This is a genomic window from Sorangium sp. So ce367, from assembly GCF_051520455.1.
Classification (GTDB): domain Bacteria; phylum Myxococcota_A; class Polyangia; order Polyangiales; family Polyangiaceae; genus Sorangium; species Sorangium cellulosum_B.
On record NZ_CP150334.1, the window covers coordinates 905,032 to 931,953 of the forward strand.

The following is a 26,922-nucleotide window of genomic DNA, read 5'->3' on the forward strand; positions in this document are numbered from 1 at the left end:
CGTCGCGCGCCCCTCTGGAGCGGCGGAGCTGCCCCGGGGAGGGCGTCCCCCGTCGCGCCTCGGCGCGCGGTCGCAGGGCGCGTCCTCCGGGGCCTCACCGGCCGGCGCGGGTCGCCGGGCCGCCACGTCCCTGCGCGCTCGGCCACGGAACGCTCCATGCCAGAGAGCCAGGGAAGGGGAGTGATGCGGAAGCGCGCGGGGCGGCGCCGCGGGGGCAGGGTCTTCAGGTGACATGTCGAGTCGAGCCCTGCCGGTGGCCGACGAAGGGGGCTGGAGAGTATGGCGAAAGGGCCTAATGAGGCATCGGCGGCCGAACCCATCAGCGACCGGAGGTCGCGGCCGCCCGCGGCGAGCGCCTCTGCGCGGCGCGCGCTGGAGCTCGTCGCCGTCCGAGGCAAAGACGTGCTCGGCGTCCGCCACGTGCTCGCGGAGGGGCGCGCGCACATCGGAGACACGCCCGCGTCCATCGTGCGCGTGCCGTCGGGGGAGCTCGATAGAGCGGCCCCGGTCATCGCGGAGGTGATCGGCGCCCGCTACGTGCTGCACGTCCCGCGGCGGACGCGGGCGCGCCTCCACGGCGCCGACGGGCTCGCGCGCCTGTTGACGGGCCCGGCCGACATCGAGCTCCAGGAAGGCGACCGCGCCGTGCTCGTGATCGGGGCCGTCCAGATCCGCGCGCAGATCGTGCCCATCGAGATCATCTCACGCCTGGGTGCGTCCGGCCTGCGCTGGATCGGGCTCATCGGCGCCCTCTACCTCGTCGCGCTCGGCATCTGCGCCGCCCTCGCGCCGCGCGACCGCGCCCGCCTCGACGAGGGGTCGATCCGCCGCGCGGTCGGCGAGGCCGCCGCGCAGCTGTGGGCAGAGCACGCCCCTGTGCCATGACGCGAGGGCACGAGCGGGCCGTCACCGGCGGGTGATGCCCGTGCGTCATGGAGTGGTATTCTCTGCCCTCCATGCGATTCACGATCGTTCCGCCCCTTCCGGTTCAACTCCTGCTCTGCCCGCTCGCCGTCCTCGGCTGTGGCGGCACGTCCGCCGAGCACGAAGATCCGAGCCGCGAGCCGCGGGGCGGGATCCTGAGCCTGCCGTCCGGCTGGAGCTCCATCGAGCCGGGCGGCGAGACGACGTGCTCGCGCGGTGATCCGTTCAAGTACTTCGTCCGTCCGGGCACCGTCAATCGCCTCATCGTCGAGTTCCGCGGCGGCGGCGCGTGCTGGGACGCGACCACGTGCTCGTTCGCGGGATCGCTCTTCCAGGAGACGGTCGGCGAGGACGCCCTGACGACCGGGATCTACGATCATGAGAACCCGGACAACCCCTTCAAGGAGTGGCACCATGTGTACATCCCCTATTGCACCGGGGACGTGCACTGGGGCGACAACGTGGCCACGTATGGGGAGGGGAGCCAGGCCGTCACCATCCAGCACAAGGGCGCCGTCAACGTCCGCGCGGCGCTCGGCTGGATCTACGAGAACGTCCCCGCGCCAGAGAAGATCTTCGTGACGGGCTGCAGCGCGGGCGCGTATGGCGCCATCCTCTGGTCCGCGCACCTGCGAGAGCACTACAAGGGCGCGTCGGTCATCGAGTTCGCCGACAGCGGGGCAGGGATCATCACGGAGACGTTCTTCAGGGACAGCCTTCCTTCCTGGAAGCCCGAGGGCGCTTATCCCACATGGATACCTGGCCTCGATCCGGCCGAGCTCGCGCGGCTGTCGGTGCTCTACGAGAAGATCGGCGCCCATTACCCGGACATGCGCCTGTCGCAGTACAACACCGCCTATGATGAGGACCAGGTCTTCTTCTTCAACGCGATGGGCGGCGGCGGAGCCCAGGCGTGGTCAGACGCCATGAGGGCAGAGATCGCCGAGATCGAGGCGTCGACGCCGAACTTCAGGTCGTTCCTTGCCGCCGGCTCCGCGCACTGCATCCTCTGGCGGCCGGAATTTTACACCCTCGAGTCGCGCGGATCGCGCCTCGTGCAATGGCTCGACGGGCTCGCAAACGGTGCGCCGCCGCCGAGCGTCGCGTGCGACGCTTGCGGTTCGCCTTGAGCGTCGCCCGGCGGTGGGCGGCGCGGCGGCCGGGCAGCGAGGGGCGGGGTGCGCGCTGGTCGGCGCCGGGCGGAGTGTGCGCGGGAGGGCGGGCGCAGGGGGGCGTGGTCGCCCGCTCAGGCGTGCGCCGTCGCGGCGCCAGTTGACGCGCAGCCAGAGCTCTAGATTATGTCCGCCGCGAACGCGGGCGCGTGGGCGCATCCGCGGCGGCCCCGGAGGAAGAGCTCCGGGGGGAGACAGAGGGATCATGCGCACGCTTTGTATCGATATCGGCGGAACGGGGATCAAGGCCACCATCCTCGACGAGCAGGGGACTCCGATGACGGATCCCGTGCGCGTGTCGACGCCCCAGCCGGCCTCGCCGGACCCCATCCTCGACCTCATCGAGGAGATCGCCAGGGCGCAGGGGGAGTTCGATCGCGTCTCGATCGGCTTCCCCGGGGTGGTGATGGAGAACGTGACCAAGACGGCGCCGCACCTCGACAACGAGAAGTGGAAGGGCTACCCGCTCGGCGAGGCCGTCGAGCGCCGCCTCGGCAAGCCTGTCCGTGTCGCCAACGACGCGGGCATCCAGGGGCTCGCCGTCATCGAGGGCAGGGGGCTCGAGATGGTGCTCACCTTCGGCACGGGGCTCGGCTGCGCGCTGTACATCGACGGCCGCTACGTGCCGAACCTCGAGCTCGGGCACCATCCGTACGGAAAGAGGGACCTGAAGTACGAGGACCGCGTGTTCGACGCCGAGTGCAAGCGCATCGGCCCGAAGCGCTGGAACAAGCGCGTGCGCAAGATGATCGAGCAGCTCGAGCCGATCTTCAATTACCGCAAGCTCTACCTCGGCGGCGGCAACGCGCGCCTGCTCGATGCCTCGAAGCTGCCCGAGAACGCCGTCGTGGTGGACAACGTCGCTGGCCTGCTCGGCGGAATCAAGCTCTGGGCCTAGAGCGACGGTCACCCGCTTCGGATACGGGCCCACCTCGACGTTTTCGGTGCTCAGCGCACCGGAGTGCGCTTGCGCGCCGAAAACGCCGATCTGGGCCCGTCTCCTGTGCGGGAGACCGCCGCTCTGCTGCGGCTCTGGATGGTGCAGAGGGGGGCGGAAGCCGCTGTAGCCAAGGGCGGCCGCGCGCCCGTGCGCTGGCGGGGAGGCCGGCCTGGGGCGGGCCTGCGGGGGCGTGGGTCGCGCCGGTTCCCAAGCGGGCGTGACCGTCGTACCCTGGCCCGATGAACTCGCCCGACGCACCGAAGCCCGACGCACCGCCCGCGGCCAATCCAGCGGCGGACGCTGATCTCGATCCGTTTCGCCTCCAGTCGCCGGAGACCCTCGCGAACCCGTACCCCGTGTACGCCAGGTTGCGCCAGGAAGCGCCCGTGTACTTCAGCGCGGCTTACAACGGCTGGCTCATCACCCGCTACGACCAGGTCGCGGCGGGCTTTCGTGACCCGCGCCTGTCCGCGAAGCGCTCCAGCGCCTTCGTGACGAAGCTGCCTGAGGAGGTGCGGCAGCGGCTGGAGCCGTTGCGCCGCAACCTGGCGTCGTGGGCCTTGCTGCTCGATCCGCCGGAGCACACGCGCATCCGTTCGCTGATCAACAAGGCGTTCGTGCCGCGGCTCGTCGAGGGGTTGCGCTCCCGGGTGGAGACGCTGGTCAACGAGCTGCTCGACGCGGTCGCCCCGACGGGCCGGATGGACGTCCTCCGCGATCTCGGCGACCTCTTGCCGCTGCTCGTGATCGGCGAGGTGCTCGGTGTACCCGCCGAGGATCGGCACCGGCTGAAGGGCTGGTCCAACGCGCTCAGCGGCTTCCTTGGCGCGGGCCGGCCGACGCTGGAGATCGCGGGGGGCGCGCTGAGCGCCGTGGCCGAGCTGGAGGACTATTTCCGCGGCGTGATCGCGGCCCGGCGGCAGAGCCCCGGCAACGACCTGCTCAGCCAGCTCATCCTCGCGGAGGAGCAGGGCATGATCCTCGGCGAGCAGGAGCTGCTCTCGACGTGTTGCATGCTCCTCTTCGGCGGCCACGAGACGACGAAGAACCTCATCGGCAATGGCCTGCTCGCGCTCCTTCTCCACCGTTCCGAGCGCGAAGCGCTGCGCGCTACCCCGTCGCTGATCGGCCCGGCGGTGGAGGAGCTGCTCCGGTACGACTCTCCGGTGCAGTGGATGAGCCGCGTCGCGCTCGACGACATCGAGCTCGACGGCGTGCGGATCCCGAAGGGGGATCGTGCCTTCCTGGTGCTCGGCGCGGCGAACCGCGATCCCGCGCAGTTCCCCGACCCCGACAAGCTCGACTTCCGCCGCACGGACATCCGTCACATCTCGCTCGGCGTGGGCGTCCATTACTGTGCCGGCTCCGCGCTCGCCCGGGTCGAGGCCCAGGCAGTCATCTCCACGTTCCTGCGCCGTTTCCCCGACGCCGAGCTCTCCCCTGGGCCGCTGACCTGGCGCATGAGCCCCGGCATGCGCGGCCTCACCGCCCTCCCGGTAGAGCTAGGCCCGCAGAGCTCCGCCTCCTGACCCCCGTCAACCCGTTCTCCAACCTGCCTGGTTCCACCCTGGAGCCGCCGGGGAGAGGGGAGGGGGCGTGCGGGGGCGAGGGGGAAGGGCCCCGCGGATCCGAGCGCCGGCCCGCTCCGCAGCCAGTCCCTCCAGATCTCCCTCTCCCGCACAGCCGGCCATAGCCACCACAAGGCGCGAGTCCGCGGGAAGGGCCCCCCTCGCCCCCGCGCGCCCCCTCCCCTCTCCCCGGCGGCCGTTGCGTCTTGGTTCTAGCTGTTGAGCCGCATCCCCGGCGCCAGCTGCCCAGGCAGCGCCACCGCCGCCGCCTCCAGCCCCGCGACCGGATACGCGCAGTAGTCCGCCGCGTAATACGCGCTCGGCCGGTGGTTCCCGCTGCTCCCGACCCCCCCGAACGGCGCGGCGCTCGACGCCCCCGTCAGCGGTTTGTTCCAGTTGACGATCCCCGCCCGCGATTCCCGCCAGAACCGCTCATAGAGCTCCCTGCGATCCGAGATCAACCCGGCCGCGAGCCCATAACGCGTGCGGTTGGCCAGCGAGAGCGCCTCATCGAAGCTCCCGTAGCGCTGTACCTGCACGAGCGGCCCGAAATGCTCCTCGTCCGGTAGCTCCTTGATCGCCGATACATCGAGGATGCCGGGCGAGAGCAGCGCGGTCCCCTCCTCGAGCCGGCGCATCTCCAGCAGCACCTCGCCGCCGAGCGCGACCAGCCGTGCCTGCGCCGCGAGCAGCCGATCCGCCGCCGCGAGCGAGATCACCGCGCCCATGAAGGGCTGTTCTGCGTCGTCGTACCTGCCCACCTTGAGCCGGGACGCCGCGTCGACCAGGCGCGCCAACAGCGCGTCGCCCTCCGCCGTCGCCGGCACGAGCAGCCGCCGCGCGCACGTACACCGCTGGCCCGCCGAGATGAAGGACGACTGAAGGATATGGTGGATCGCCGCCTCGGTGTTCGCGACGTCCTGCACGATGAGCGGGTTGTTGCCGCCCATCTCCAGGGCGAGGATCTTCTCCGGTTGGCCCGCCAGCTGCCGGTGCAGCGCGTTGCCCGTGCCGGAGCTGCCTGTAAAGAAGAGGCCGTCGATGCCCGGGTGACCGGCGAGCGCGACGCCGGTGCGCCTCCCCCCCTGGACCAGGTTGAGCACCCCGGCCGGGATCCCCGCCTCCTCCCAGAGCCGCGCGGTCTCCTCCGCGACCCTCGGCGTGAGCTCCGAGGGCTTGAACACCACGCAATTGCCCGCGATCAGGGCCGGGACGATGTGGCCGTTCGGCAGGTGGCCCGGAAAGTTGTAGGGCCCGAGCACAGCGACCACGCCGTGCGGCCGGTGGCGCACCACGGCCGTCGCGTCGCCCGCCTCGGCCTGACGCTCGCCCGTCCGCTCGCGCCAGGCCATCAACGATACGTCGATCTTGCCGATCATCGTCTGGACCTCGGTGAGCGCCTCCCAGCGCGGCTTGCCCGTCTCCAGCCCGATCACGTCCGCGAGCCGGGCCTTGTGCTCGGCCAGGAGACCGGCGAACCGCTTCACCAGCGCCGCCCGCTCCTCCAGGCCGCGATCGCGCCACGCGGCGAACGCGCCGCGCGCCGCCGTCACGGCCGCGTCGACCTGCTCCTCGCTCGCGGCGCGCCCCTCGAAGACGACCGCCTGCGTCACGGGGTTCCGGCTCGCGAACGGCTCGCCCGCGCCGGTCACCCAGCTGCCGTCGATGAAATGGGTCGACATGGTCACCTCTCTGTCGCGGAGTTCCCCCGCGGAACACCACACGGGCTCGACAGTCCGTCCACCGAGTATGGTTTGCGTCCACCTCGCTCCGCCAGTGTGCATCGTACCAGAGGCCGGCGCCCCCAGAGCTCGCGCGCCCCCGGACGGAACATCGCGCCGGCGACCGCCCAGGAAAGATGGGGCCGCTCGTCGAGCTCGCCAGGGCTTCGCCGCGTCCGGGGGGACCACAACATCATGTGTTCCGGCGCGACTGCGCCCCAACCAGAGGGGGCCGCTCGGTCGATTGCTCTCTTGGTGAGAATCCAGGAGCCGAGAGCTCAATGCGCTTCGTGGTCGATCGTTCCGAGTCCGCTCGTGGCAGGCGCGCGACATTCACGGGAATGCACCGTGGCGAACAGGTGTGCTGAGCGTGTTTGCGCGTTGGAACACGCTCCGGGCGCACTGCAGCAGGGCGCTCTCCACGCCCGGTGACACCAAGTCTTGACGGTCCTGTGGCTGGCGTGGAGACGTGCTCATGTCAGTTTTCCCGCCGATGCATCACACGGTGGCTATCTCAGACATCCATCTATGTGAGCTCGAGCCGACCGACGGTCTCTGGATGCGCTATCGGCAGGCGCCGTACTCCCCGGACGGGGAGATCGCGGCCATGCTCGACGCGCTCCGGGGAGAGGTCCGGAAGGGGGCGGGCGGCTCCGGGGGGCTCGGCGCGGAGCGCGACGAGCTGACGCTGGTCCTGAACGGCGACATCTTCGACCTGGATGCGCCTCGGGTGATCGGCAACGAGAGCGTGGTCCACGACCTGCCGCGCACCGCCGAGCACGCCGTGCCGGCGATGGAGGCCATCCTGCGCGATCACCCGGTGTTCGTGGCGGCGGTCGGCCGGATCGTCGCGGACGGGCACACCGCGGTCTTCGTGGCGGGCAACCACGACATCCAGCTCACGCTGCCCGAGGTGCGCGAGGCGGTGCAGCGGAGCGTCGTGGACGCGGCCATGCACGAGCTCGCCACCCGGGACGGCGGCCTTCCGGCGGGATCGACCGAGGCGCTCCGCGCGGCGCTCGCGGCGCGGGTGGCCTTCCGCGCCTGGTTCCACCGCACGCACGACGGCGTCATCGTCGAGCACGGCAATCAGTACGACTCGTACTGCTGTTATCGCTACCCGATGGCGCCGTTCGGCCGGAATCCGGGGGAGATCCAGCCGACGATGGGCTCGCTCGTGAGCCGCCTGCTCGTGTCGCGCATGGGGTACTTCAACCCGCACGTCGACTCGTCGTTCATGCTCTCCGGCTTCGGCTATCTCTCTCACTGGACGCGGTACTACCTGTTCTCTGGCCGCTCCCTCGTGCTCGCCTTCGGCGTGGGCGCGCTACGCACGATGATCGAGCTCGTGCGCCGGCGCGACCCGAGCCGCCGGGCGCTCCGGCGTGCGGACCTCGCCGCGGCCGCCCGCGAGACGGGCACGCCTTTCCCGGCGGTGGTCAAGCACGCGCGGCTGTTCGCGCGGCCGGCCGAGGACTGCCTCGGCCGCGTGGCGCGCGAGCTCTGGCTGGATCGCCTCGGGCTCGCGGCGGTCGGGATCCTCGCGGCGCTCGCGTGCCTGTGCTGGATGCCGGGGGGGCTCGCGGCGGCGGCGCTGCTCGCGCCGACGCTCCTCGTCGCGTACGAGTGCGCCGTGCCGAAGCCCACGCTCGACGCGGTCTGGCAGGGCGTGAACCGGGCGGCGCGGTCCGTGGCCAGGGCGCACGGCGCCAAGGCCGTGATCTTCGGGCACACCCACAACCCGGAGGGGAGCTGGGAAGGCGGGGTGTTCTTCGGGAACACCGGCTCCTGGTCCGCGGCGTTCGAGGACATCGCGTGCACGCAGCCCGTCTTCGAGGCGCGCCCGCTCGTCTGGTTGCGGTCCGAGGAAGGCGCTGGCCCCGAGGCGCCCCTCTCGGGCGGCCTCGTGATGTGGAAGGACGAGCGGTTCCAGCCCTGGAGAGCCGACGCGAGGCCGTCCGTGCCCAGGAAGGCCGAGATGGCCAAGCGCCCGCGCCCCGCGCTGCGTCCGCGCCCCGCGCTTCGGCCCCAGGCGACGGCCGCGCTGCGCAGCTAGGCCGCCGGCGCCCGTCCTGCGCGCGAGCGCCGAAGACCCGGCGCCGGATCCTGCCTGGGGCATGTGTGGCCCCACGACCCCGCAAACAGGCAAAGACAGAGACGTCGCCGGTCGTGTCGCGCCCGGCTCCGTCAACCTCGACACGCTTCGCCGTCTCGGGCATCGTCGAGGCCGACCCTGTCTCTCCCTCACCCTCATGCCGCTGCCCCGGGGCAGCTATCTTGCCGGCACGCTCCCGGTGGCTGCTCAGCGGTCCCTGGCGCGCTGCGCGTGGCTCATGTTCGCGAATGACCTGGTTCTTGCGAGACTGGAATGAACTTTCTGTTCGAGATCTGTCTGGTCGTGAGCGTGGTGCTGCTGGGCTTGCTGGCGGGAGCGCTCTGGGCTGAAGGCGCTTTGCTGGTGCCCTACTGGAAGACCCTGAAGGCGGAGGAGTTCTATCGTCTGCATCCCCAGTACGCGCCGCGCCTGTTTCGCTTCTTTGCGCCTATCACGGCGATAACTCCTGCCGCCGCATTGGTCGCGGCCGTCTTTGCCTGGCTGGCAGCCAGCCGGGCTGCGTGGGTGTCGACGGTCGCCGCTGTGCTGGCGAATTCGCTGGTCGCGATCTATTTCGGCTATTTCAAGCGCGCCAACGCCGCCTTCGCGCAGGCATCCATCGACCCCAAGGACCTGCCGGCGGAGCTCGCGCGCTGGGGTGATTGGCACAGGCTGCGCGTCGCGATTTGCATGCTGGCGTTCTTCGGGAGCGTCGTTGCGCTCTATCTTTCCTGAGCGAGCCGTCCGTCGGCTCGTCGTGCCGCCGCCCCCGGCGCCTCAGCCCAGCACCGCCCCGTAGAAGTCGCGCGGATCCATCTGCTCGGGGAAGACCGAACAGCCGCCGTCGTTGATCTCGATCACCGTATACCCACCTCGCTCGAGCCGGGCCACGTCCGCCGTGAAGAACGGGGAGCCGATGACCTGGCCGAGATAGCTGAACTGTGCCGGATGCTCGAGCGTCGAGTCCACGTCGTAATACGGCGCGTGCGCCGCCAGCCGACCCTCCCAGAACACGAGGCGGTGCTCGTCGGTCACGCGGCGCTGGCCGGGCGCCCAGCCGGGCAGCGTCGCCAGATCGAGGTATTTTCTCACGACGAACCCCCGCTCGAAGCGGTCCCCGCGGAGCTCCAGGATCTTCTCGCACACCTCGGCGAAGTCGTCGTACGTGGCGCCCTCGGGCACGAAACACGCACGATGCCAGAGCTCCTTGACCGATTTCACGTGGTCCTTGACCACCCACGGCGGCGGCCCGAGCTCCAGCGCCGCCTCCCACGCTTCCCGGATGTCTTCGCCCTCGGTCCACCGCGTGGGCGCCGTCTTGTCGCCGAGCAGCGGGACGTAGTTGGGCATGTACATCGCCTCGGCGAAGCTCTCCGGATCGACGACGAGCTCCTCGCCGCGGTCCTGCATGGCCTCGTACAGGCCCGTGTATTCTTCTTCGCTCAACATCCACCCCCGGTAGATCCACGTCCGGTGCCGGGGCCTCGGCAGCCGGCGCAAAGCGCGCTCCGGCTCGCCGTTCACGACGGGATCGAGCGGGATCGCGTACGACTCGATGCCGAGCTCCTCGGCGGCCAGCACGTCGATCTCGAAGCGATCCTCGGCGAGCTGAGGGACATGGGGTCTTCCGAAGAGGATGGTGACGTCGCTCATGGAGTCCTCCTGGGTGCCGCCGCGCCCGGGTCCGGGTCGGCGCGGCGGGGCGGACAAGGTGGATCCACGTTCGCGAAGAACCAGTCTTGCGAAGAGCGATCGCTTGCGAGAGGATGGACTCAACGGGGGCGAAAATCGGGTCTTTCAGCCCCTGTCGGGTTGAGCCCAGCGCGCCCGGACGATAGAGTCGGCGCGGACCTCGGCCCTGGGGAGCTCCCCGGCGCGATCCGCGGAGTGGACGACGCATGAGCCTCAGCGAGCGCGAGCGGATGGCGCTGACGCAGCCCGCGTGCGGCGCGTCCGCCCCGACCGAGGCGGGTAGCGCGCCGCCGGCCGGCGCGGCGTCGGACGTCACGTTCAGGCTGCGCGAGACCCCGGGCGCCACGGCGCCCGAGCCGCCGCCCATCTCCGTCACGGCCCCCGAGCGCCTGTCCGCGGAGGAGCGCTACGAGGATCTCGGCTGCATCGGGCGCGGGGGCATGGGCGAGGTGCGCCGCGTGCGCGATCGCATCATGGGGCGCGTGCTCGCGATGAAGATCCAGTCGTCCGAGACGCGCGACGCGACGCCGGATCGCGCTCGCTTCCTCGCCGAGGCGCGCCTGACCGCGGCGCTCCAGCACCCGGGGATCGTGCCGGTGCACGAGTGCGGCGAGCTCGCGGACGGGCGGCTGTGGTTCACGATGAAGGAGGTCCGCGGGCGCACGCTCGGCGAGGTGATCGGCGAGGCGTACGCGGCCGGCGGCGGGAGCCTCTCGCCCGTCGCGCTGCGGCGGGCGGTCGACACGTTCCTCCGCGTCTGCGAGGCCGTGGCGTACGCGCACAGCCGCGGCGTGATGCACCGCGACCTCAAGCCCGCCAACGTGATGATCGGCGAGTTCGGCGAGGTCCTGGTGATGGACTGGGGCCTCGCGCGGCCCTCCGCGTCGCTGCGCGGGTCGCCCGGGGCCGCGGGCGCGGCGGACGTGATCGAGGCGGCCCCGCTCACGCAGCCCGGCGAGGTGCTGGGCACGCTGCTCTACATGGCCCCGGAGCAGGCGCGAGGCGAGGGCGATCGCCTCGGCGCGGCGAGCGACGTCTACGCGCTCGGCGTCGTGCTCTACGAGATCCTCGCCGGGCATCACCCTTACGGCGGCCAGCCCGCGGCGGTCTGGGGCGCGCTCCTCACCGGCCGGCTCAGTCCGGTCGAGGCGAGCGCCCCCCACGAGGTGCCCGCGGAGCTCGCGGCGATCTGCGCCCGCGCGATGGCGCTCGCCCCGGAGGCTCGCACCCCGGACGCGGGCGCGCTCGCCGCCGACGTCCGGAGCTGGCTCGACGGCGCGCGGCGGCGCGAGCGCGCGCTCGCGATCGTGGACCATGCCCGCGCGATCCGGCCGGAGATCGAGGCGACGCGGGCGCGCGCCCGGGCGCTGCGCGACGAGGCGCGGGCGATCCTCGACGGCCTGAGCTCGTTCGATCCGGCCGAGCAGAAGGCGCGCGGGTGGCGGCTCGAGGACGAGGCGGAGCGCCTGGAGCGGGAGGCGTCGCTCGGCCAGGTCGAGTGGATGCAGGTCCTCCGCTCGGCGCTGAACGAGGCGCCGGATCTCCGCGAGGCGCACGAGGCGCTGGCCGACCACTACGCCGAGGAGCTCACCCAGGCCGAGGAGGCGCGGGATCCGCGGGGCGCGGCGCGCGCCGAGGCGCTCCTCCGGCAGCACGACCGCGGGCGCCACGCGGTGCTGCTCGCCGGCGACGGGGCGCTCACGCTGGCGACCGTGCCCGCGGGGGCGCAGGTCTCCCTCCACCGCTACGTCGAACGCGACCGGAGGCTCGTGCCCGAGCTCGCGCGCGAGCTCGGCCCCACGCCGCTGCTCGAGGTGGCGCTCCCGCGCGGCAGCTACCTCCTCACGCTGCGCGCGCCGGGGTGCCACGACGCGTCGTATCCCGTGCTCATCGAGCGCGGGCGGCGCTGGGACGGCGTCCGGCCAGGCGGGGAGGGGGCCCACCCGGTGCGCCTGCTTCGCCTCGGCGAGCTGGGCGAGGACGACCTCTACGTGCCGGCGGGCTGGTTCCTCGCCGGCGGCGATCCGGACGCGGGAGACAGCCTCCCGCGGACGCGGCTCTGGTGTGACGGCTTCATCGTCCGGAGGCACCCGGTCACCAACGCCGAGTACCTCGCCTTCCTCAACGCGCTCGTGGCGAGCGGGCGGGAAGCCGAGGCCCTCGAGTGCTGCCCGCGCCTCTCGCTCGGCCGCGCCGCCTCGGGATCGAGCCCGGACTCGCTCCGGTTCGAGCGGGGAGACGACGGCCGCTTCCGGCTCGGGTGCATCCAGACCGACGTCCAGGAGGAGCCGAGGATGCCCGTCGCGTTCGTCCACTGGCGGGCGGCGATGCGGTATGCGGCGTGGTACGCCGCCGGGACGGGCGCGCCGTGGCGCCTCCTGAACGAGCTCGAATGGGAGAAGGCGGCGCGGGGCGTCGACGGCCGGTGCATGCCCTGGGGTGATTTCCTGGAGCCGACCTGGGGTTGCATGCTGGGCAGCCACGAGGGCGTCGCCGGCCGGCGGCCCGTCGACGACTTCCCGCAGGACGAGAGCCCTTATGGCCTGCGGGGCGCGGCGGGCAACGTGCGCGACTGGTGCATCAACGCGTGGAAGCGCGAGGGGACGCGGACCGAAGCGGGCATCGTGCTGCTCGATCCGGCCGACGACGGCGACGCGGATTTCCGCGCGGCGCGGGGCGGCGCGTGGTCGACGTCGCCGAACCTCTGCCGCGCGGCGGGGCGCTTCGCGGGCAAGCCCGGGGATCGCTTCGGGGGGATCGGGTTCCGGCTGGCGCGCCCCGCGCCGGGGTGAGCGGCTCGCGGCGCTCCGCTGCCCAGCGCTGGAGGCCTGCCCGGGCGCGCCTGGGGCGGCGCCCCCGGGCGAGGCGTCAAGCGCGCTGGCCGCTCACGCGGGCCTCATCAAGCCATGGTAGTAGTACCAGGCGCTCTGAGGGTCGATGTGGTGCGGATCGATCGACGGCGTATCCCCCACGAACACCTGCGTGAAGTTCAGCTTGCTCGGGGTGCTCTGGAAGATGAGGCCGTTCTGGGGCCGATCCATCTTGTACCAGATCGCGTTGCGCAGCTCGCCGGCGCTGCCGAGCTCCACGAGGAGGCCGATCCGGCGCCCGAGCGGCCCGTCCGGATCGACGGCCCAGTAGAGCGCGCTGGCCGGGGAGGTCGGCTGGTAGACGCCCTGAGTCCACTGCTGCCCCGACGCCTCCTGGCCCGTCGAGAGGACGCTGCCCCCGACGAGCCAGTCCCGGAACTCCTTGGGGTAATCCGGCGCTCCCGGGCGGTTCGTGAACCCGAACGAGACCAGGGTGATCGCCCTCGACTTGAAGGGGGTGAGCCTCGACCAGTACTCGGTCTTCGCCGTGAATCCGCTGGGGGGCGTCAAGCCCGACACGGCCACATGGAGGAGCGGGGTCCCGGTGCTCGTCTCGATGAAGCGGAGCTTCGAGTCGATGGGGATCTGCGCTCGGCCCGGCTCATCCGTCCCCTTGGTCAGGAGGTCTCCCCGCGTGACACCCAGCTCGCCCGTGGTTGATTCAATGCTCATGGCTTGATGAACTCCTCGTCTCGTGTGTGGAAGCTCGGAATGTTAGCCGGAGAAGGCGACAGCGTCGCTGGCCGCCGACTGCTCGACCGCGTCCGGCGGGGCGAGCTCCTCCGCGGCCGACTCTCCAGCGGGCGCGACGGCGCAACCAGCGAGCAACGAGAAGGACAACGAAGCGAACAGTGCACGCATCATGAGAGAGCTCCCTTCGAGGTGTGCCTGCGCGCTCTCCTGCCGAGATAGCGGCGCTGCGCGCGGCGATTGGCCTTCAGCAGGCGTCGTGCCACCGCGAGGAAACGAGGATCCGTGCGGGATCCGAGGAGCTCTCGCGTTGCGGCGCAGCAGGTCGGGTCACCCTCGCTCGACTTGAGCAGGACCTGCGCGAGCGGCGCTTGCGCGAGCGCCGCGCGGCGCCGCACGCGGCGCGTCCTCGACAGCCGTTCCGAGTGTGGACCTCACCTCGTCGTCCGATAGGGTGTTCGTGCTGTAAATTTCTGTTTATGCTTGACGCGCGGATCGGCGCTCGGCGGGTGAGCTCTGCATTGAAAGTGCGAGACGAGGTGTGATATGTGTCGCCTATGAAGGTTGGGGGAATTCATCTCATCACAGTTGCTGCGCTTCTCGCCTGTGGGTGCGCTTCCTCTCCGCCGCCCTCGCCGTCGACGCCGGAGAGCCTGGGGGGTGGTGCCCCGGGGGTGGCCGTCGCTCAGCCGGCGGCCCCGGCCGGCGACACCGCCGCGGCGGGCCCTGCCGGTCCCCGGAGCCGCCGCTATCCCTTGGAGGAGCTGCGGAGGGTGGCTCGCGTCGCGTCCGCGCGTTGCAAGAAGGCGAATGCGTCCTCGGACTCGGCGTGTCTCCTCACCGAGGCCACACCATTCCTCAAATACCGGCCCGAGGATCCGGATTGCCGTTACGTGTCGGGGACCGCGCTGTCCGTCGCGGAGTGCTCCGATTTCGAGGAGGGCTGCCAGAGCGTGGACGCGAAGGATCTCGACCACCAGCTCGCGGCCCTGCAGAACGCCGGCAAGGACTGCAGCCGCGAGCCGACCGACTCCGAGCGGGCAGAGCTGCTGAAGCTCCTCGGCACGAAGTGAGGCTTTGCGCCTCTGGCGCGCGTCAGCGCTTGCCCTTGCGCGGCCGCGGGATGCCGTAGGCGCTCAGCCGGGCCACGAAGGTGCGGCGGGGCATGCCGAGGAGCGCCGCGGCCTGCGTCTGGTTCCCCGCGCACTGCTCCAGCGCGTCGACGATCCGCCGCCGCTCGAACGCGTCGAGCTCTCCCCGCAGGCCGCTGGCGCCCTCGGCCGGGGGGACGGAGCCGGCCGTCGCGGCGGCTTCCGTGGGCACCGCCGCAGGGCGCGCCTCGACGGGCGCCGCCGCGGGGCGCGCTTCGGCGGGCGCGGGCGGCAGCGCGGCGGCGGCGTCGAGCAGGAGGTGCTCCGGGAGCAGCGTGTCCCCGCCGGAGAGCACGACCGCGCGCTCGATGACGTTGCGCAGCTCGCGGATGTTGCCGGGCCAGCGGTGCGCCTCCAGCGCGGCGAGCGTCTCGGGGGCGAACGCCGGGGCCGGGCGCCCGAGCGCGCCCGCGGTCCGATCGGCGAGCGCCCGAGCGAGCGGCGCGATCTCGGCGATCCGCGCCCGGAGCGGCGGGATCGTCAGCGCGATGCCGTTCAGTCGGAAGAACAGATCCTCCCGGAAAGCGCCCCGCTTCACCTCGGCCGCCAGATCGCGGTTCGTCGCCGAGATGAAGCGCACGTCGATGGGCCGCGGGCTCAGCCCCCCGACGCGCATCACCTTCCGCTCCTCGAGCACGCGTAGGAGCTTCACCTGGATGCTGGGCGGCAGCTCGCCCACCTCGTCGAGCAGCACCGTGCCCTTCTCGGCCGTCTCCAGGAGGCCCGGCTTCGCCTGGACCGCGCTCGTGAACGCGCCCCGCTCGTGGCCGAACAGCTCGCTCTCGAGGAGCGACTCCGAGAGCGCCGCGCAGTTGAGCCGCACGAAGGGCCCCTGCGCGCGCGGCGAGCGCCGGTGGATGTGCTCGGCCAGCACCTCCTTGCCGGCGCCCGTCTCGCCGAGCAAGATCACGGAGATCGGCGCGCCGGCCACGCGCTCGGCCAGCGCGTAGAGCCGCTCCATGGCCGGGTCGAGCACGATGGGCTGGCCCTGCCCCTGGCCCGGCGCCGCGCTCGCGGCGCCCTCGCGCGGCAGGATCACGATCAGCGTCGAGCCGAGGTTCACCGCGTCCCCGACCGAGAGCTCCATCGTCTTGCCCTGCTCGGGCTGGAGCTCGAGGAGCTTGGTCGTCGGCCCGGCGCTGCGCTCGCGGCGGAGGCGGGTCCCGTTCGCGCTCCCGAGGTCCTCGATCGCGATGGGCGGGCCGAGGTGGATGATCGCGTGCCGGCGCGAGACGGAGCTGTCGTCGATCGGGACGTCGTTCTCCGGCGACCGCCCGAGCGACACCCGGCCCTCGGCCGGCAGCGGGTGCCGCGTCACGCGGCCCCCGGCGAACACCGCGAGCTCCAGGGCGCCCTGCACATCGTTCCGGGTGGACTTCGCGGCGGTCACGTTTCTCTCCCTGTTCACTCCGCCTGGTTCTACCTCGTCGCGCCGCCCCCGTCTGCTCACGTCTCGATCCACGCGCGCGCCGGCCGGCGCATCGTCACGGTCCCCGCGTGACCGCGCGACGGTGAGGGCTGGAGGAGCCTCGCTGCGTTGCGGGCGATGAAGCGGGTATGGTACTTGTCGCTCCATGAGGCCTGGGGGGTCCTTGCTCGTCCTCGCCGGCGCGTGCGCGCTCCTCGCCAGCGCGTGTTCTGGAGCGCCGCAGCCCGCCGCGGGCCCGCGGGCCGCCGGCGCCGCGAGCGCCGAGCCCGCCCGCCCCCGGGTTCCCGTGTATCCTCCGGCCGAGCTGGACCGGATGGCGCGCATCGCCGCCGCCCGCTGCAAGAAGGCGAGCACGCCGTCGGACGCGGCGTGTCTCCTCACGAATGCCTCCACCTTCCTGAGGTACCCACCCGGGGATCCCGATTGCCGCTATGTCGCCGGGACCGCGCTCTCGGTCGCCGAGTGCTCCGAGTTCGAGGAAGGATGCCTGAGCGTGGATCCCCAGGATCTCGTCCGCCAGCTCGATGTCCTGCAGAGCGCCGGGAAGGACTGCCAGCGCGAGCCGACCGACGCCGAGCGCGCCGAGGTGCTGCGGCGCGCCGGCGCGAAGTGACGCGCCGGCCCGAGGCGAGGGCGCAAGCCTGAAGCGCGTCAATCCAGCGTGGGGATGTCCCCGTCCTGCCACTTGGCCGCGTCGAACGTGAAGCTCTCGGTGAACAGGTCGGCCGTGCTCACGGACTGTCCCTTGAGGAACCGGTCGACGAACTTGTTCCAGTACTCCACCGCGAAGGTCCCCGCCTGAGCGCAGTGACCATGGTTCGGGTGAGGGAAGCCCAGGTAGTCCCTGGAGCCGAGCGCGTCGTAGACCATCTGGGTGTACTTCATCGTCGTGTAAACGCACTTCGGGCAGTTCCAGCCGTCGTTCGTGCCCTCCATGATGATGATCGGCCTCGGCCACGCCAGCGCGAGCACCTCGTGCTGGTCGATGGGCAGCTTGCTGACGTTGCTGTTGCCGAAGTCCTCGAAGGCGTCGCCCATCCAGTTCTCTTCCCCGAAGATCTGGGCGGCGGTCTGGACGTTCGCCCCGGCGGCCTTCTCCGCCTCCGCGGGGCGCCAGCCGCTCGCCAGCCCGGAGCCGGGCGACTGCGCGGCCACGAGGGCGATCCTCTCGTCGAAGAGGCCAATGACGCCGGCCTCCTTGCCGTTGCGTGAACAACCGAGCGCCGAGAGCTTCGTGGTGTCGATGTTGTGGCCCGTCGTCATCTCCAGGGCGTCGATGACGCGGCTCGCTCCCCAGGCCCACGCCATGAGCGAGCCGGTGGACTTGTGGTCAGGGTAGAGCTCATAGAACAACCCCGAGGGCGCGCGGCGCCCCTGGCTCCCTGTCGACTTGGCGAGCGACTCCCCGACGCTCCCATAGTCGATCGTCGCCACGCCGGCCGGCGCCGACGCGCCGATGCTGAAGATCGCCGGCGTGGGCCCGCCACCTCCGCCCGTGGCCGCCTTGATGTTCACCGAGAACTGGATCGACTTTCCACCGTTGGAGACGGTGATGGCCAGCTTCCCATCGCTGAACGTGGCCTCGATGGACTCGGGCTTTCCAGGGTTCTTGCCATAGATGAACTCCTGCGCGAGGAGGCTGATCTCCTTCCTGCGGCAGGCCCAGTCGGCCTTCGAGGTCACCTTGGTGCCGTCGAGGAAGGTGAACGGATCGGGCATCTTGGGGTTCGCCGTCAGCTCGGCCAGGGTCGGGATCTTGATGTCCTTCGAGCAGCCCTCCCCGAACGAGCCGCCGCCCCCCGTGGAGCCGCTGCTGGCCGCCGAACCGCCGCCCCCGGCGGAGCCGGAGCTGGCGGCCGCGGAGCTGCTGCTCGAAGCGGAGCTCGAAGGAGAGCCGCCGGTTCCGCTCGAGCTTGCCACCGTCGAAGAGGCACCCGCACCACCAGAGCCACCGGCGTTGTCCGATCCTTCGGAGGGTGAGCTTGAACACGAGGCGAGGGCAGCGAGGAGCAGACTGCCGAGGAGCACGTGGCGAATCATGGATCAGCGACCTTTCCAGGTACGAATCACGTACCTTGACCGGGGTGAATTCCAGCGGATGGCGGGGCTGATCCTGGTGGAAACGAAAATTCGCCAGCTGAGAAAATTGCGATAAGAGGGGAATGGGGTGAGCTAGGAAATTTCCGCGCCGGTCGCCGCGGCGTCGACCGTGGTGTCGAGCGCGATCGCCTCGGTGCGGTCGACGTCGGCCGCGACGCGGGCGAGCTTCGCGCGGATGCCGCTCACCGCGTCGGCGCCGAGCGGCAGGCGGAGCGGCATCGGATCGAGCCCGATCGCATCGGCGATCGCGCGCGCCGCCTTCGCCGGATCGCCCGGCTGCGATCCGTCGGACCCGGCCGCGTACGCGCGCGTCGCGCCGACGGTGGGCGCGTAGGCGTCGAGCGCCGGCATCGACCGGAAGGCGCCCCCGAAGAGGCGCGTGCGGAACGCGCCCGGCTCGACGATGAGGACGCGCACGCCGAGCGGCGCGAGCTCGGCGGCCATGCACTCCGAGAGCCCCTCGAGCGCGTGCTTCGCGGCGCAGTAGGCGCCGAAGCCGGGTCCCGTCGTCAGGCCGCCCATGCTCGTGATCTGGACGATCGCGCCGCTCTCGCGGCCGCGCATGTGCGGCAGCACCTCGCGGGTGAGGGCCACGGCGCCGAAGAACATCGCCTCCATCGCGGCGCGGAGCTCCTCGTCGCTGGTCTCCTCGACCGCGCCGACCAGGCTGTAGCCGGCGTTGTTCACCAGCACGTCGATCCGGCCAAAGCGCGCGAGCGCCGCCGCGACGCCGCGGCGGATGTCGTCCGGCTTCGTGACGTCCAGCTTCACGACCTCGACGCGCCCCGGCGCCTCGCCCGCGAGGTCCGCGAGCGCGCGCTCGCCGCGCGCCGCCGCCACCACCGAGTCGCCACGCCGGAGCGCCTCCTCGGCGATCGCGCGGCCGAAGCCCGAGGACGCGCCGGTGATGAACCAGATCCTGGATCCGCTGTTTGCAGTGCTCATGGGTCTCTCTCCTCTGCCTTCGACGGGGAGCCTACGCCGCGGCGCTGCGCCGAAAAACGGGGTGAATCTGCACGGGATGTTAAGCTGCGCTTCATGATCCAGGACGACCTGGCGGGCCTGTCGGTGCTCCTCGTCGTGGCCGAGAAGCGGAGCTTCACCCGGGCGGCGGCGGAGCTGCGCGTGACGCCCTCGGCGGTGAGCCAGACGATCACCGGGCTCGAGCGGCGGCTCGGCGTGCGGCTCCTCCAGCGCACGACGCGCAGCGTGGGCCTGACCGAGGCCGGCGCCCGCTTTCTCGAGCGGCTCCGGCCCGCGCTCGCGGAGGTCCGCGCCTCGTTCGAGGCGCTCGACGAGCTGCGCGATCGGCCCGCCGGGACGCTGCGGCTGAACGTCCCGAGGATCGCGAGCCGGCAGGTGATCGAGCCGGTGCTCGCGGCGTTCGTCGCGGCCTACCCGGAGATCCGCGTCGACGTGGCGATCGAGGACGGGCTCGCGGATATCGTCGCGCGAGGGTTCGACGCGGGCATCCGCCTCGGCGAGACGCTCGACAGCGAGATGATCGCGGTCCGCGTCAGCGAGGACCAGCGCATCGCCGTCGTGGGGTCGCCGGCGTATCTCTCTGCGCGCGGCAAGCCAAAGCACCCGCGCGACCTGCACGCGCACGCGTGCATCAACTACCGGCAGATCACGAGCCAGAACGTCTACAGGTGGGAGTTCACCGAGAACGGGAAGGACTTCGACATCGCGGTGAGCGGGCCTCTCGTGTGCAACGATCCCGATCTCATGGTCCGCGCCGCGGTCGACGGCATCGGGCTCGCCTACGTCCTGGAGGCGACGGTGCGGGACGAGCTCCGCGGCAAGCGCCTCGCGCGCGTCCTCGAGGGCTTCTGTCCGCCCTTCCCGGGGTACTTCCTTTACTATCCGAGCCGGGCGCACGTGCCGCCCAAGCTCTCGGCGTTCATCGACTTCCTGCGCAGGCGCGGGAGCCGCGGGCGGCGCGGCGGCTGAGGGATGTCACCGAGAGCGATGGGGCGGACTGGCGCTGTCGAGCCGGCGGATCAGTCGGCCGCGTGATAGCAGACGTCGAGCCTCGGCCTGCGCGCGGCGTCGGGATATTCGCTGGAGCGGAAGTCGGTCCTGTTGTTCGCGTCGACCAGCGCGACACCGTGGTTCGGCTGCGCGCCATCGACCCAGCCCTGCACGAGGGACGTCAGATCGGCGGTGACGAACGCGTCGGTCTGCGCCAGCGTGGCGAGGGAGGCCTCGACGGCAGGGCTGTATCCGCTGAACCCGCCCCCATGAAGCGTCGATTCCTCCCAGGCGCCGTTCACGCGGTGCACGGTCACGACGCTGCCCGCGGGCTTCCACGCATAGGACAGCGATAGCGTCGCCGAGGTCACGCTGGAGCCCTCCGGGATGAACGACAGATCGTAGGCGAGGACCGCCGTCGCCGGCTGGACCGCGCTCGCGCTGGTGATGAGGTAGGGATACGCGCCGTACGCCCAGCCCGTCGTGGGACCCTCGACGAAGGAGTCCTGCACGGCGCCGAACGCGCCGCGACGAACGCTGATGCACTCGAGGTCGCATGCGTTGCCGAGGCCGTCGCCGTCCGAGTCGCCTTGAGCGGCGTTGGGCTCGGCAGGGCAGTTGTCGCTCGCGTCGGGCACGCCGTCGCCATCCATGTCGGGCGCGATGCGGAAGCGCGCGACGCCGGGGTCGTGGTCGCTGGCCTGGTCGGCGAACTCCGCATTGACATGGACGACGTCGAAGCCAATGAGCTTCGGCCCGGCCAGGTTGGCGCTGACCAGCACGTGGTCGAGCGACTGGCCATTGCCGTCGAACACGTACGTGTAGCGCTCCTCCGGCGGGAGCGTCTCGATGAGCGTCGTCAGCCCGGCGTCCTTGAGGATGCCGAGCGGCGCCGAGAACTGGAAGTCGTTCAGGTCGCCGAGGACCACGACGTTGGCGGAAGGATCGCTGTCGAGGATCTGCCGCACGAAGCCGGCCACCACGGTGGCCTGCTGCCGCCGCTGGACCTCGCTCGAGAGGGTCGGGGGCTGGAAGCGCCCGTAGAGCGGCTCGTCGCCGCCCTTGGAGTTCCAGTGGTTGGCCACCACGAACAGCGGCTGTCCGTTCCAGCGGAACTCGCCCGCCAGCGGCTTGCGGCTGCTGGCGAAGGCCGGATTGCCCGGGTCGATGCGGCCGGGGCTGTAGCGCAGCGACACGCCGCCCGCGCCGCCGATCACCTCGTTCGGCGTCAGGGCGCCGGCGCCCGGGCGATCGACGAACTCGAGCCCGCGGTCGGTCCGGAACAGGAAGCCAACGCGGATGTTGCCGCCGGGCTCCCCGCCGTCCGTGCCGTCGGCCGGATCGATGCTGCGGAATTGATAGGTGCTGGGCCCGCCGGGCACGGCCGCGATCGCGGCGATGAGCCGAGCGAACGTGGTCGAGGCGTCCACCACTCCATTGTTGGTCGGTCCGCTGTTGTCCTGGACCTCTTCGAGCGCGACGAGGTCGGGGCTGCCGAGGTTGTCGACGAGGATCCGCGCGAGGCGATCGAACTTGTCCTGCGGGTCGCCCGGATCGAGGTTCTCGACGTTGAACGCGGCCACGTCGAGGTCGTCGGCGGTCCGCGGTCCGAGCGACGTGATCTCGCGCGAGAGCGTCGAGGTCGCCGCGGGGAGCGCCTCGTCGACCGGCAGGAGCTTGTAGTTGGCGAAGTTGTAGTCGACCGTGCCCACGATGGGCCCGGCGAACGTGGCGCCCACGTCCAGCGCGGGCGGCGAGTCGCGCAGGGGGATCTGGAGCAGGATCCGCTCCGGGTTGAAGTCGCCGGGGCTGACGACGACGGCCCCGCGCTCGCTGCGCAGGCCCGCCGCGTCGCCCGTGGCCGCGTCGCGGTCGCCCGGGACCAGCGCGATCTCCGCGGTCCCGGAGCTCGAGAACTCGCGGGTGGGGCCCACGACGGCCGGGGCGTTGATGCTCACCCGCATGCCCTCGAGGCTCTCCCAGAAATCGATGCCGTCGGCCTCGGGGTCGAAGCCGTTCGCGGCCTCGACGCTGCCGCTGGCGTCGTCCTCGATGATCTGCGTCGGGGGGCGGCGCGCGCCGGGCGCGAAGCCGATCGAGACCGGGGCCGGCAGCGCGTGGCCGCTCGAGAGGACGGTGATCTGCGGGCGGGCGAGCTCGGTGACCGTCAGGTTGTGGTACGCGCTGCCGCGGGAGGGCGTGCACGGGTCCGCGCAGCCGGCGCGGTACTCCGTGACCTCGCCGGTGAGCTCGACAAGGTCGCCGACCCTCACCGACGGCGCGGCGCCGGTGAAGACGAGCAGCCCCTCGGAGGTGGCCGGATCGGCGTCCGGCGCCGGCGACTCCACGGTGAAGCCGTTGCTGCGCAGGGTCGCCACGAGGCCTGTCGTCTTCACGACCGCGCCCGAACGCGGCGAGAGGTGCGCGCGCCCCTGGACGTCGTGGATCGCGAGCGCCTGCGCCGCCTGCGCCGTGGTGAACGAGACCGAGACGTCGGCGGGCAAGGGGTCGATCGTCCCGTTGCTCCCCGGGTCCTGCTCCTGCACGCCGCTCGCCCGCACGACGAGGAGGCACGCGGCGCCCGGGGGGAGCGGCTCGGCCGGCGTGAGCGTGAAGGCGAGGGGGCCGCCGCTGACCGCGATCGGGCGCGCGCTGCCCGCGCAGGAGAGCTCGAAGGCCTCCGCCGCGACGACCGCCTCGCTGAACGTCACGCTCAGGCTCGCGGTCGGGTCGGCGCCCGTCGCGCCGTCGCCGGGCGCCGTCGAGGTCACCGCCGGCGGGGTGTCGCCGCCGCATTCGAGCGCGGCGGTCGAGGTGTTGCGGGGGGTAGGCGCCCCGGTCGAGAGGTCGTCGACGTTGCTGCCCGTGTCCTGGCAGCCAGCGCCCTGCCGGAGCGACGCCGTCGCGTTGGCGGTCGCCGGCGCCGGCGCGGCGCCCTCGAAGTAGCTCGCCCCGCCGAAGCCGACCAGATCCTCGATCAGCGCCTCCTGGGCCGCCGAGCAGGGCGCGGTGCCGCCGTTGCAGCCGAGGCCCGTGGCCTGCCGGACGAGGGCGACCTTGCCGGCCGAGCCGCTCATGTTGATGGGGGTCGCATCGACGAGGTCGGCGGCGGGGAGCGGCGCGCCGCTGCCCGAGCCCCCGGCCTCCTGCACGAGGAAGTACTGGCCGGGCTGCAGGGTGATCGCGGGCAGCTCCGTGAGCTGGGTCGTCGTGGCCCCGAGGGCGCCCGTGCCGCTGGCGCTCGCGTACTGGATGGACCACCCCGCGAGCGACACCGGCTCGTTCGACCGATTGAACAGCTCGATGAAGTCGTGCGTGTAGACGGCCCCAGCGTTGCCCCCGCCGCCGTACACCTGGCTGATGACCACGCGCCCGCTCGGGAGGGTGGCGGCGAGCTCGGCGGTCCCGAGATCGCCGGGCTGCTCGGCGGTCCCGAGCTCACCGGGCTCCGGCGAGCCGCCGCAGCCCCAGGCGGTCGCGAGCGCCATGGCCGCCGTCCATCGAACGCGGTCACGCCGAAGAAGAGAATACCCCGCGCGCGAGAGGGTGCGCGGGAACAAGGGTAACTTTAGCACGATGACACCTGTTGGCCTTCGAAGACGATTGCAAGGAACGGCCGAAGCAGACAGCAGCGGCCACTTTCACGCTATGCTGGAACGCGCGTTGTGAATGTCACGTCTCCATGAAATCGCAACTGGCCAGTCCGGCCGACCCCCGGAGCCCGGGATGCTGCGCGAGGAGATGTTTCGATTCGATGATCATCTTGTTGATAGTTGTGATGTGAATTACATTTAAATCGTGCGATTCGTCTACGCGACCATGACGGGGGTGGGATCCGGGCCTAGGCGTTAACGACGATTCGCGCCGCGTTCTGCTGCCTCTGAACGTTTACGTGGTCGTGAACGTGGTCGTGGTCGTGGTCGTTCACGGCTTACCGTTGACGACCACGACCACGACCACGACCACGACCACGTTCACGTAAACGTTCACGACCACGTTGGTGACCGATCGTGGGGTGGAGGGGGGCCCTGCGCGCGACCGGACGAGCCTGGTTAGCCCCTGGGGATCCGGGAGGCCGACCAAGGTTCCTCCTGTGTCCTCATGTCGTGTGGAGTGCTCGCTGAGCTGACCCCCGCCCAGTGTAGGGCGCATTTGTGCCGCTCCTGCCCGCCTTTTCGTCTCCGTCCTCCTTGCCTCGAGGGTGTGATACGTCCTGAACTGAACCAGGAGTGTCCTCGATGCGCATCGCAATCATCTCGACCTATACGCACCCGAGCCGACTGCTCCGCAAGGAGCGCTCGATCATGCAATCGTCCGTGCCCGAGCTGCTCGCGGCCCTGTGCCCGGCCGACGCCGAGATCGAGCTCTACAACGAGAAGGAAACGGACATCCCGCTCGACCGCCACTGGGACCTGGTCTTCTTCTCGTACCTGCACGCCTATTACGAGCACACCAAGGTCCTCTCCACGCTGTTCCGGCGGCAAGGCATGACCACCGTGGCCGGCGGGCGGCACGCGAGCCATTTCCGCGCGGACGCGCTGAAGTACTTCGACGCCGTGGTCGCGGAGGACCCGGAGGCCAACCTCCCGGCCCTCATCGCCGACTTCCAGCGGGGCGAGCTCCAGCCCGTCTATGCGCTCCCCCCGGTGCCCCCGGAGCAGATCCCAACCTACCGCTATGACCTTGTCGACTACCGGAACAACCTCGTCCGCCTGCCCGGCATCGAGGCGTCGCGCGGCTGCCCCTTCTCCTGCAACTTCTGCGTGCTGACCGGGCACGAACAGTATCGCTATCGCCCCATCGACCACGTGATCCGGGACATCCGCGACCGGATGATCTTCAACCAGCGCATCCCGGGGGTGACCAACAATGTGTTCAGCTTCCTCGACAACAACCTGGGGGGCTCGCCCCGCTACCTGCGCGAGCTCTGCGAGGCGCTGATGCCCCTCAAGAAGATCTGGGGCTGCGCGCTCACGTTCAACGTGCTGCGCGACCCGGAGCTCGTCCGCCTCATGGGGCGGGCAGGGTGCCGCTACGTCTACACAGGGCTCGAGTCGCTGAACCCCGAGTCGATCAGCTCGATGAACAAGGGCCAGAACAAGCTGAGCGAGGTGCGGGAGGTCATCCAGCGGGCCTTCGCGAGCGGGATCGTCCTCTCCTTCGGGCTCCTCGTGGGCGCGGACGGGGACACCAACGACTACCTCGAGCGGGTGCCCGAGTACCTGCATGATCTCGGCGATCACTGCCCGACCTTCCTGGGCATCGTCTGCCCGTACCCGGAGACGCCCTTCTTCGCGCAGGTGGCGGCCGAGGGGCGGCTCCTTCCCGGGGTGATCAGCCGGGACCTCGATGGATACACCCTCTGCCACCGCCCGCCCCGGCTGCACCCCTCGGAGGTGATCGACCATTTCCAGCGCCTGAGCCGCGCGCTGGGGAGCCTCCACAACGTGGGCCGCCACGTGTGGAATCGGCTGATGACGAGCGATCTGCCCCGTTACAAGGCGTGCGTCGTCATGTCGGCGCCCGAGGTGATGAGCCTGCGCGCGCCGCTCGCCAACCGATCACGCAGCTACATCGCCGGGCGCGATCCGATCGAGGCCTGGGACGCGGAGAAGATGCGGGAGCTCGGCCTCGAGCCGCAGCGCATCGAGGCGTCGTCCTGCAGAGCGGATCCGCGCGGCCTCGCGCGGATCCGGCCCCGCCGGGCGGGCCGCTCCAGCGCGGCCGCCTGAAACCATGGGAGATCCACCCTGAAGGGCAGCACACGCCTCGTCGCGATCGTCTACTTCGCCCCGGTGCACGCCGCCGCCGTCCTCGGGCTGTTCCTGCCGCTCCGGGCGAGCCCGGCCCGCTTCGGCGTCGGGCTCGCCTCGGACATCGAGCCGAGCCCGGCGGACCGTGAGAGTAGGCACCCCGCCGCGCGGTCGAGGCGCTAGCATGGGTGGCATGAGCGATCTCGGCCTCAACGACGTGAGCCCCGACGTTCGTGACGAGCCCGACGGCATCCTGCGGGTGGCGATCCACGGCGAGGTCACGGAAGACCGAGCGCGCGCTGTCCTCGGCGTGATCCGGCGCGTGGCGGAGAGCGGCCGCGACGTCCTGGTGCTCGCCGACATGCGCCACACGGGCCCCCTCTCGGCGCCGGCGCGCAAGGTGGTGACGGAAGGAGTGCGGGCAGCGCGCATCGATGCTGTCGCGATCATCGGAGCGAGCTATTCCCTGCGCGTCGTCTTGACCCTCCTCGCGAAGGGCGTGCAGATGATCACGGGACGGTATTACCCGCAGCAGCTCTTCGACACGGAGGGCGAGGCGCACACGTGGCTGCTCGCTCGGCGAGACGCGCTCCGGGCAGGGCGACGCCCGGATACCTGAGTGACCGCGCGTGCGCACGGGGTCGTCGCAGGACTGCTCGTACGGTGACGGTGCCGTGGCAGCTCGCGTGATCGCGGCGTCATGCATGGGGCAGGAGCTCAGATGCCGCTCCCTATCTGTACTTCGTGGCCGAGGACGCCCCCGAGCCCGAGCTCCCCGGTGACCACATTTCCGTGCTACAAGCGCATTCTGTCCGTCCAAGAACGTGGCGTGTCGTCATCGCA

General features: G+C 71.2%; 22 protein-coding genes. 13 read left to right on the forward strand and 9 right to left on the reverse strand.

Annotated features, from left to right (window positions below; translation table 11 throughout):
* The first annotated feature begins 279 nt into the window (after positions 1-279).
* From WME97_RS03430 to WME97_RS03445, 4 genes are all read left to right on the forward strand, one after another.
* Positions 280-885: a hypothetical protein gene (locus WME97_RS03430; protein WP_437549510.1), complete on the forward strand. Its 606-nt coding sequence runs from the start codon at positions 280-282 to the stop codon at positions 883-885.
* Positions 886-956: 71 nt separating this feature from the next.
* Positions 957-2,054, forward strand: a complete 1,098-nt coding sequence (locus WME97_RS03435; protein ID WP_437549512.1) for a pectin acetylesterase-family hydrolase — start codon at positions 957-959, stop codon at positions 2,052-2,054.
* Between the two features lie 247 nt (positions 2,055-2,301).
* The gene (locus WME97_RS03440; RefSeq protein WP_437549514.1) at positions 2,302-2,994 is read left to right on the forward strand and encodes an ROK family protein; all 693 of its coding nucleotides are present in this window, start codon (positions 2,302-2,304) and stop codon (positions 2,992-2,994) included.
* A 281-nt stretch (positions 2,995-3,275) separates the two neighbouring features.
* Entirely contained in the window at positions 3,276-4,565 is a 1,290-nt protein-coding gene (locus tag WME97_RS03445; RefSeq protein WP_437549516.1) for a cytochrome P450, read from the forward strand.
* 251 nt (positions 4,566-4,816) lie between these two features.
* Here WME97_RS03445 and astD read toward each other — a convergent pair whose 3' ends face one another.
* The gene (astD, locus tag WME97_RS03450; protein ID WP_437549518.1) at positions 4,817-6,286 is read right to left on the reverse strand and encodes a succinylglutamate-semialdehyde dehydrogenase; all 1,470 of its coding nucleotides are present in this window, start codon (positions 6,284-6,286) and stop codon (positions 4,817-4,819) included.
* A gap of 544 nt (positions 6,287-6,830) precedes the next feature.
* Between astD and WME97_RS03455 the strand changes: the two genes are divergently transcribed.
* Positions 6,831-8,381, forward strand: coding sequence for a hypothetical protein (locus WME97_RS03455; RefSeq protein WP_437549520.1), 1,551 nt, complete (start codon positions 6,831-6,833; stop codon positions 8,379-8,381).
* A gap of 312 nt (positions 8,382-8,693) precedes the next feature.
* Positions 8,694-9,155, forward strand: coding sequence for a hypothetical protein (locus WME97_RS03460; protein WP_437549522.1), 462 nt, complete (start codon positions 8,694-8,696; stop codon positions 9,153-9,155).
* Positions 9,156-9,197: 42 nt separating this feature from the next.
* Here WME97_RS03460 and WME97_RS03465 read toward each other — a convergent pair whose 3' ends face one another.
* Complete coding sequence (locus WME97_RS03465; RefSeq protein WP_437549523.1) at positions 9,198-10,073, reverse strand: ATP-grasp domain-containing protein; 876 nt, start codon at positions 10,071-10,073, stop codon at positions 9,198-9,200.
* A 245-nt stretch (positions 10,074-10,318) separates the two neighbouring features.
* On the opposite strand from WME97_RS03465, the gene WME97_RS03470 reads away from it, so the two are divergent.
* The gene (locus WME97_RS03470) at positions 10,319-12,904 is read left to right on the forward strand and encodes an SUMF1/EgtB/PvdO family nonheme iron enzyme (RefSeq protein WP_437549525.1); all 2,586 of its coding nucleotides are present in this window, start codon (positions 10,319-10,321) and stop codon (positions 12,902-12,904) included.
* 93 nt (positions 12,905-12,997) lie between these two features.
* On the opposite strand, the gene WME97_RS03475 is transcribed toward WME97_RS03470, so the two are convergent.
* A complete protein-coding gene (locus WME97_RS03475; RefSeq protein WP_437549527.1) occupies positions 12,998-13,654 on the reverse strand; it encodes a hypothetical protein in 657 nt (218 codons plus the stop codon).
* A gap of 42 nt (positions 13,655-13,696) precedes the next feature.
* Positions 13,697-13,846 carry a hypothetical protein gene (locus WME97_RS03480; protein WP_437549528.1) on the reverse strand — a complete coding sequence of 50 codons (150 nt, stop codon included), beginning with the start codon at positions 13,844-13,846 and terminating at the stop codon, positions 13,697-13,699.
* A gap of 599 nt (positions 13,847-14,445) precedes the next feature.
* Between WME97_RS03480 and WME97_RS03485 the strand changes: the two genes are divergently transcribed.
* The gene (locus tag WME97_RS03485; RefSeq protein WP_437549530.1) at positions 14,446-14,745 is read left to right on the forward strand and encodes a hypothetical protein; all 300 of its coding nucleotides are present in this window, start codon (positions 14,446-14,448) and stop codon (positions 14,743-14,745) included.
* A gap of 22 nt (positions 14,746-14,767) precedes the next feature.
* Here WME97_RS03485 and WME97_RS03490 read toward each other — a convergent pair whose 3' ends face one another.
* Positions 14,768-16,213, reverse strand: a complete 1,446-nt coding sequence (locus WME97_RS03490; RefSeq protein ID WP_437549532.1) for a sigma 54-interacting transcriptional regulator — start codon at positions 16,211-16,213, stop codon at positions 14,768-14,770.
* A 184-nt stretch (positions 16,214-16,397) separates the two neighbouring features.
* Between WME97_RS03490 and WME97_RS03495 the strand changes: the two genes are divergently transcribed.
* Complete coding sequence (locus tag WME97_RS03495) at positions 16,398-16,865, forward strand: hypothetical protein (protein ID WP_437549534.1); 468 nt, start codon at positions 16,398-16,400, stop codon at positions 16,863-16,865.
* Positions 16,866-16,903: 38 nt separating this feature from the next.
* Here WME97_RS03495 and WME97_RS03500 read toward each other — a convergent pair whose 3' ends face one another.
* Together WME97_RS03500 and WME97_RS03505 are read right to left on the reverse strand one after the other, a co-directional pair.
* On the reverse strand, positions 16,904-18,172 hold the full coding sequence (locus WME97_RS03500) for a glucuronyl esterase domain-containing protein (protein WP_437549535.1): 1,269 nt from the start codon (positions 18,170-18,172) through the stop codon (positions 16,904-16,906).
* Between the two features lie 252 nt (positions 18,173-18,424).
* Positions 18,425-19,297, reverse strand: a complete 873-nt coding sequence (locus WME97_RS03505; protein ID WP_437549537.1) for an SDR family NAD(P)-dependent oxidoreductase — start codon at positions 19,295-19,297, stop codon at positions 18,425-18,427.
* Positions 19,298-19,390: 93 nt separating this feature from the next.
* Between WME97_RS03505 and WME97_RS03510 the strand changes: the two genes are divergently transcribed.
* A complete protein-coding gene (locus WME97_RS03510; protein ID WP_437549539.1) occupies positions 19,391-20,305 on the forward strand; it encodes a LysR family transcriptional regulator in 915 nt (304 codons plus the stop codon).
* A gap of 50 nt (positions 20,306-20,355) precedes the next feature.
* Here the strand turns inward: WME97_RS03510 and WME97_RS03515 are convergent, their stop codons facing one another.
* Both WME97_RS03515 and WME97_RS03520 read right to left on the reverse strand, forming a co-directional pair.
* Positions 20,356-23,814, reverse strand: coding sequence for a DNRLRE domain-containing protein (locus WME97_RS03515; protein WP_437549541.1), 3,459 nt, complete (start codon positions 23,812-23,814; stop codon positions 20,356-20,358).
* A 436-nt stretch (positions 23,815-24,250) separates the two neighbouring features.
* Positions 24,251-24,409 carry a hypothetical protein gene (locus WME97_RS03520; protein WP_437549543.1) on the reverse strand — a complete coding sequence of 53 codons (159 nt, stop codon included), beginning with the start codon at positions 24,407-24,409 and terminating at the stop codon, positions 24,251-24,253.
* Between the two features lie 155 nt (positions 24,410-24,564).
* Here WME97_RS03520 and WME97_RS03525 point away from each other — a divergent pair, with 155 nt between their 5' ends.
* The 3 genes from WME97_RS03525 to WME97_RS03535 all read left to right on the forward strand — a co-directional run bounded on the left by WME97_RS03525 (position 24,565) and on the right by WME97_RS03535 (position 26,698).
* Complete coding sequence (locus tag WME97_RS03525) at positions 24,565-26,058, forward strand: B12-binding domain-containing radical SAM protein (RefSeq protein WP_437549545.1); 1,494 nt, start codon at positions 24,565-24,567, stop codon at positions 26,056-26,058.
* A gap of 63 nt (positions 26,059-26,121) precedes the next feature.
* Positions 26,122-26,262 (forward strand): hypothetical protein, encoded by a 141-nt coding sequence (locus WME97_RS03530; RefSeq protein WP_437549546.1) that lies wholly within the window; start codon positions 26,122-26,124, stop codon positions 26,260-26,262.
* Positions 26,263-26,272: 10 nt separating this feature from the next.
* Positions 26,273-26,698, forward strand: coding sequence for an STAS/SEC14 domain-containing protein (locus WME97_RS03535; protein ID WP_437549547.1), 426 nt, complete (start codon positions 26,273-26,275; stop codon positions 26,696-26,698).
* Positions 26,699-26,922: the final 224 nt, after the last annotated feature.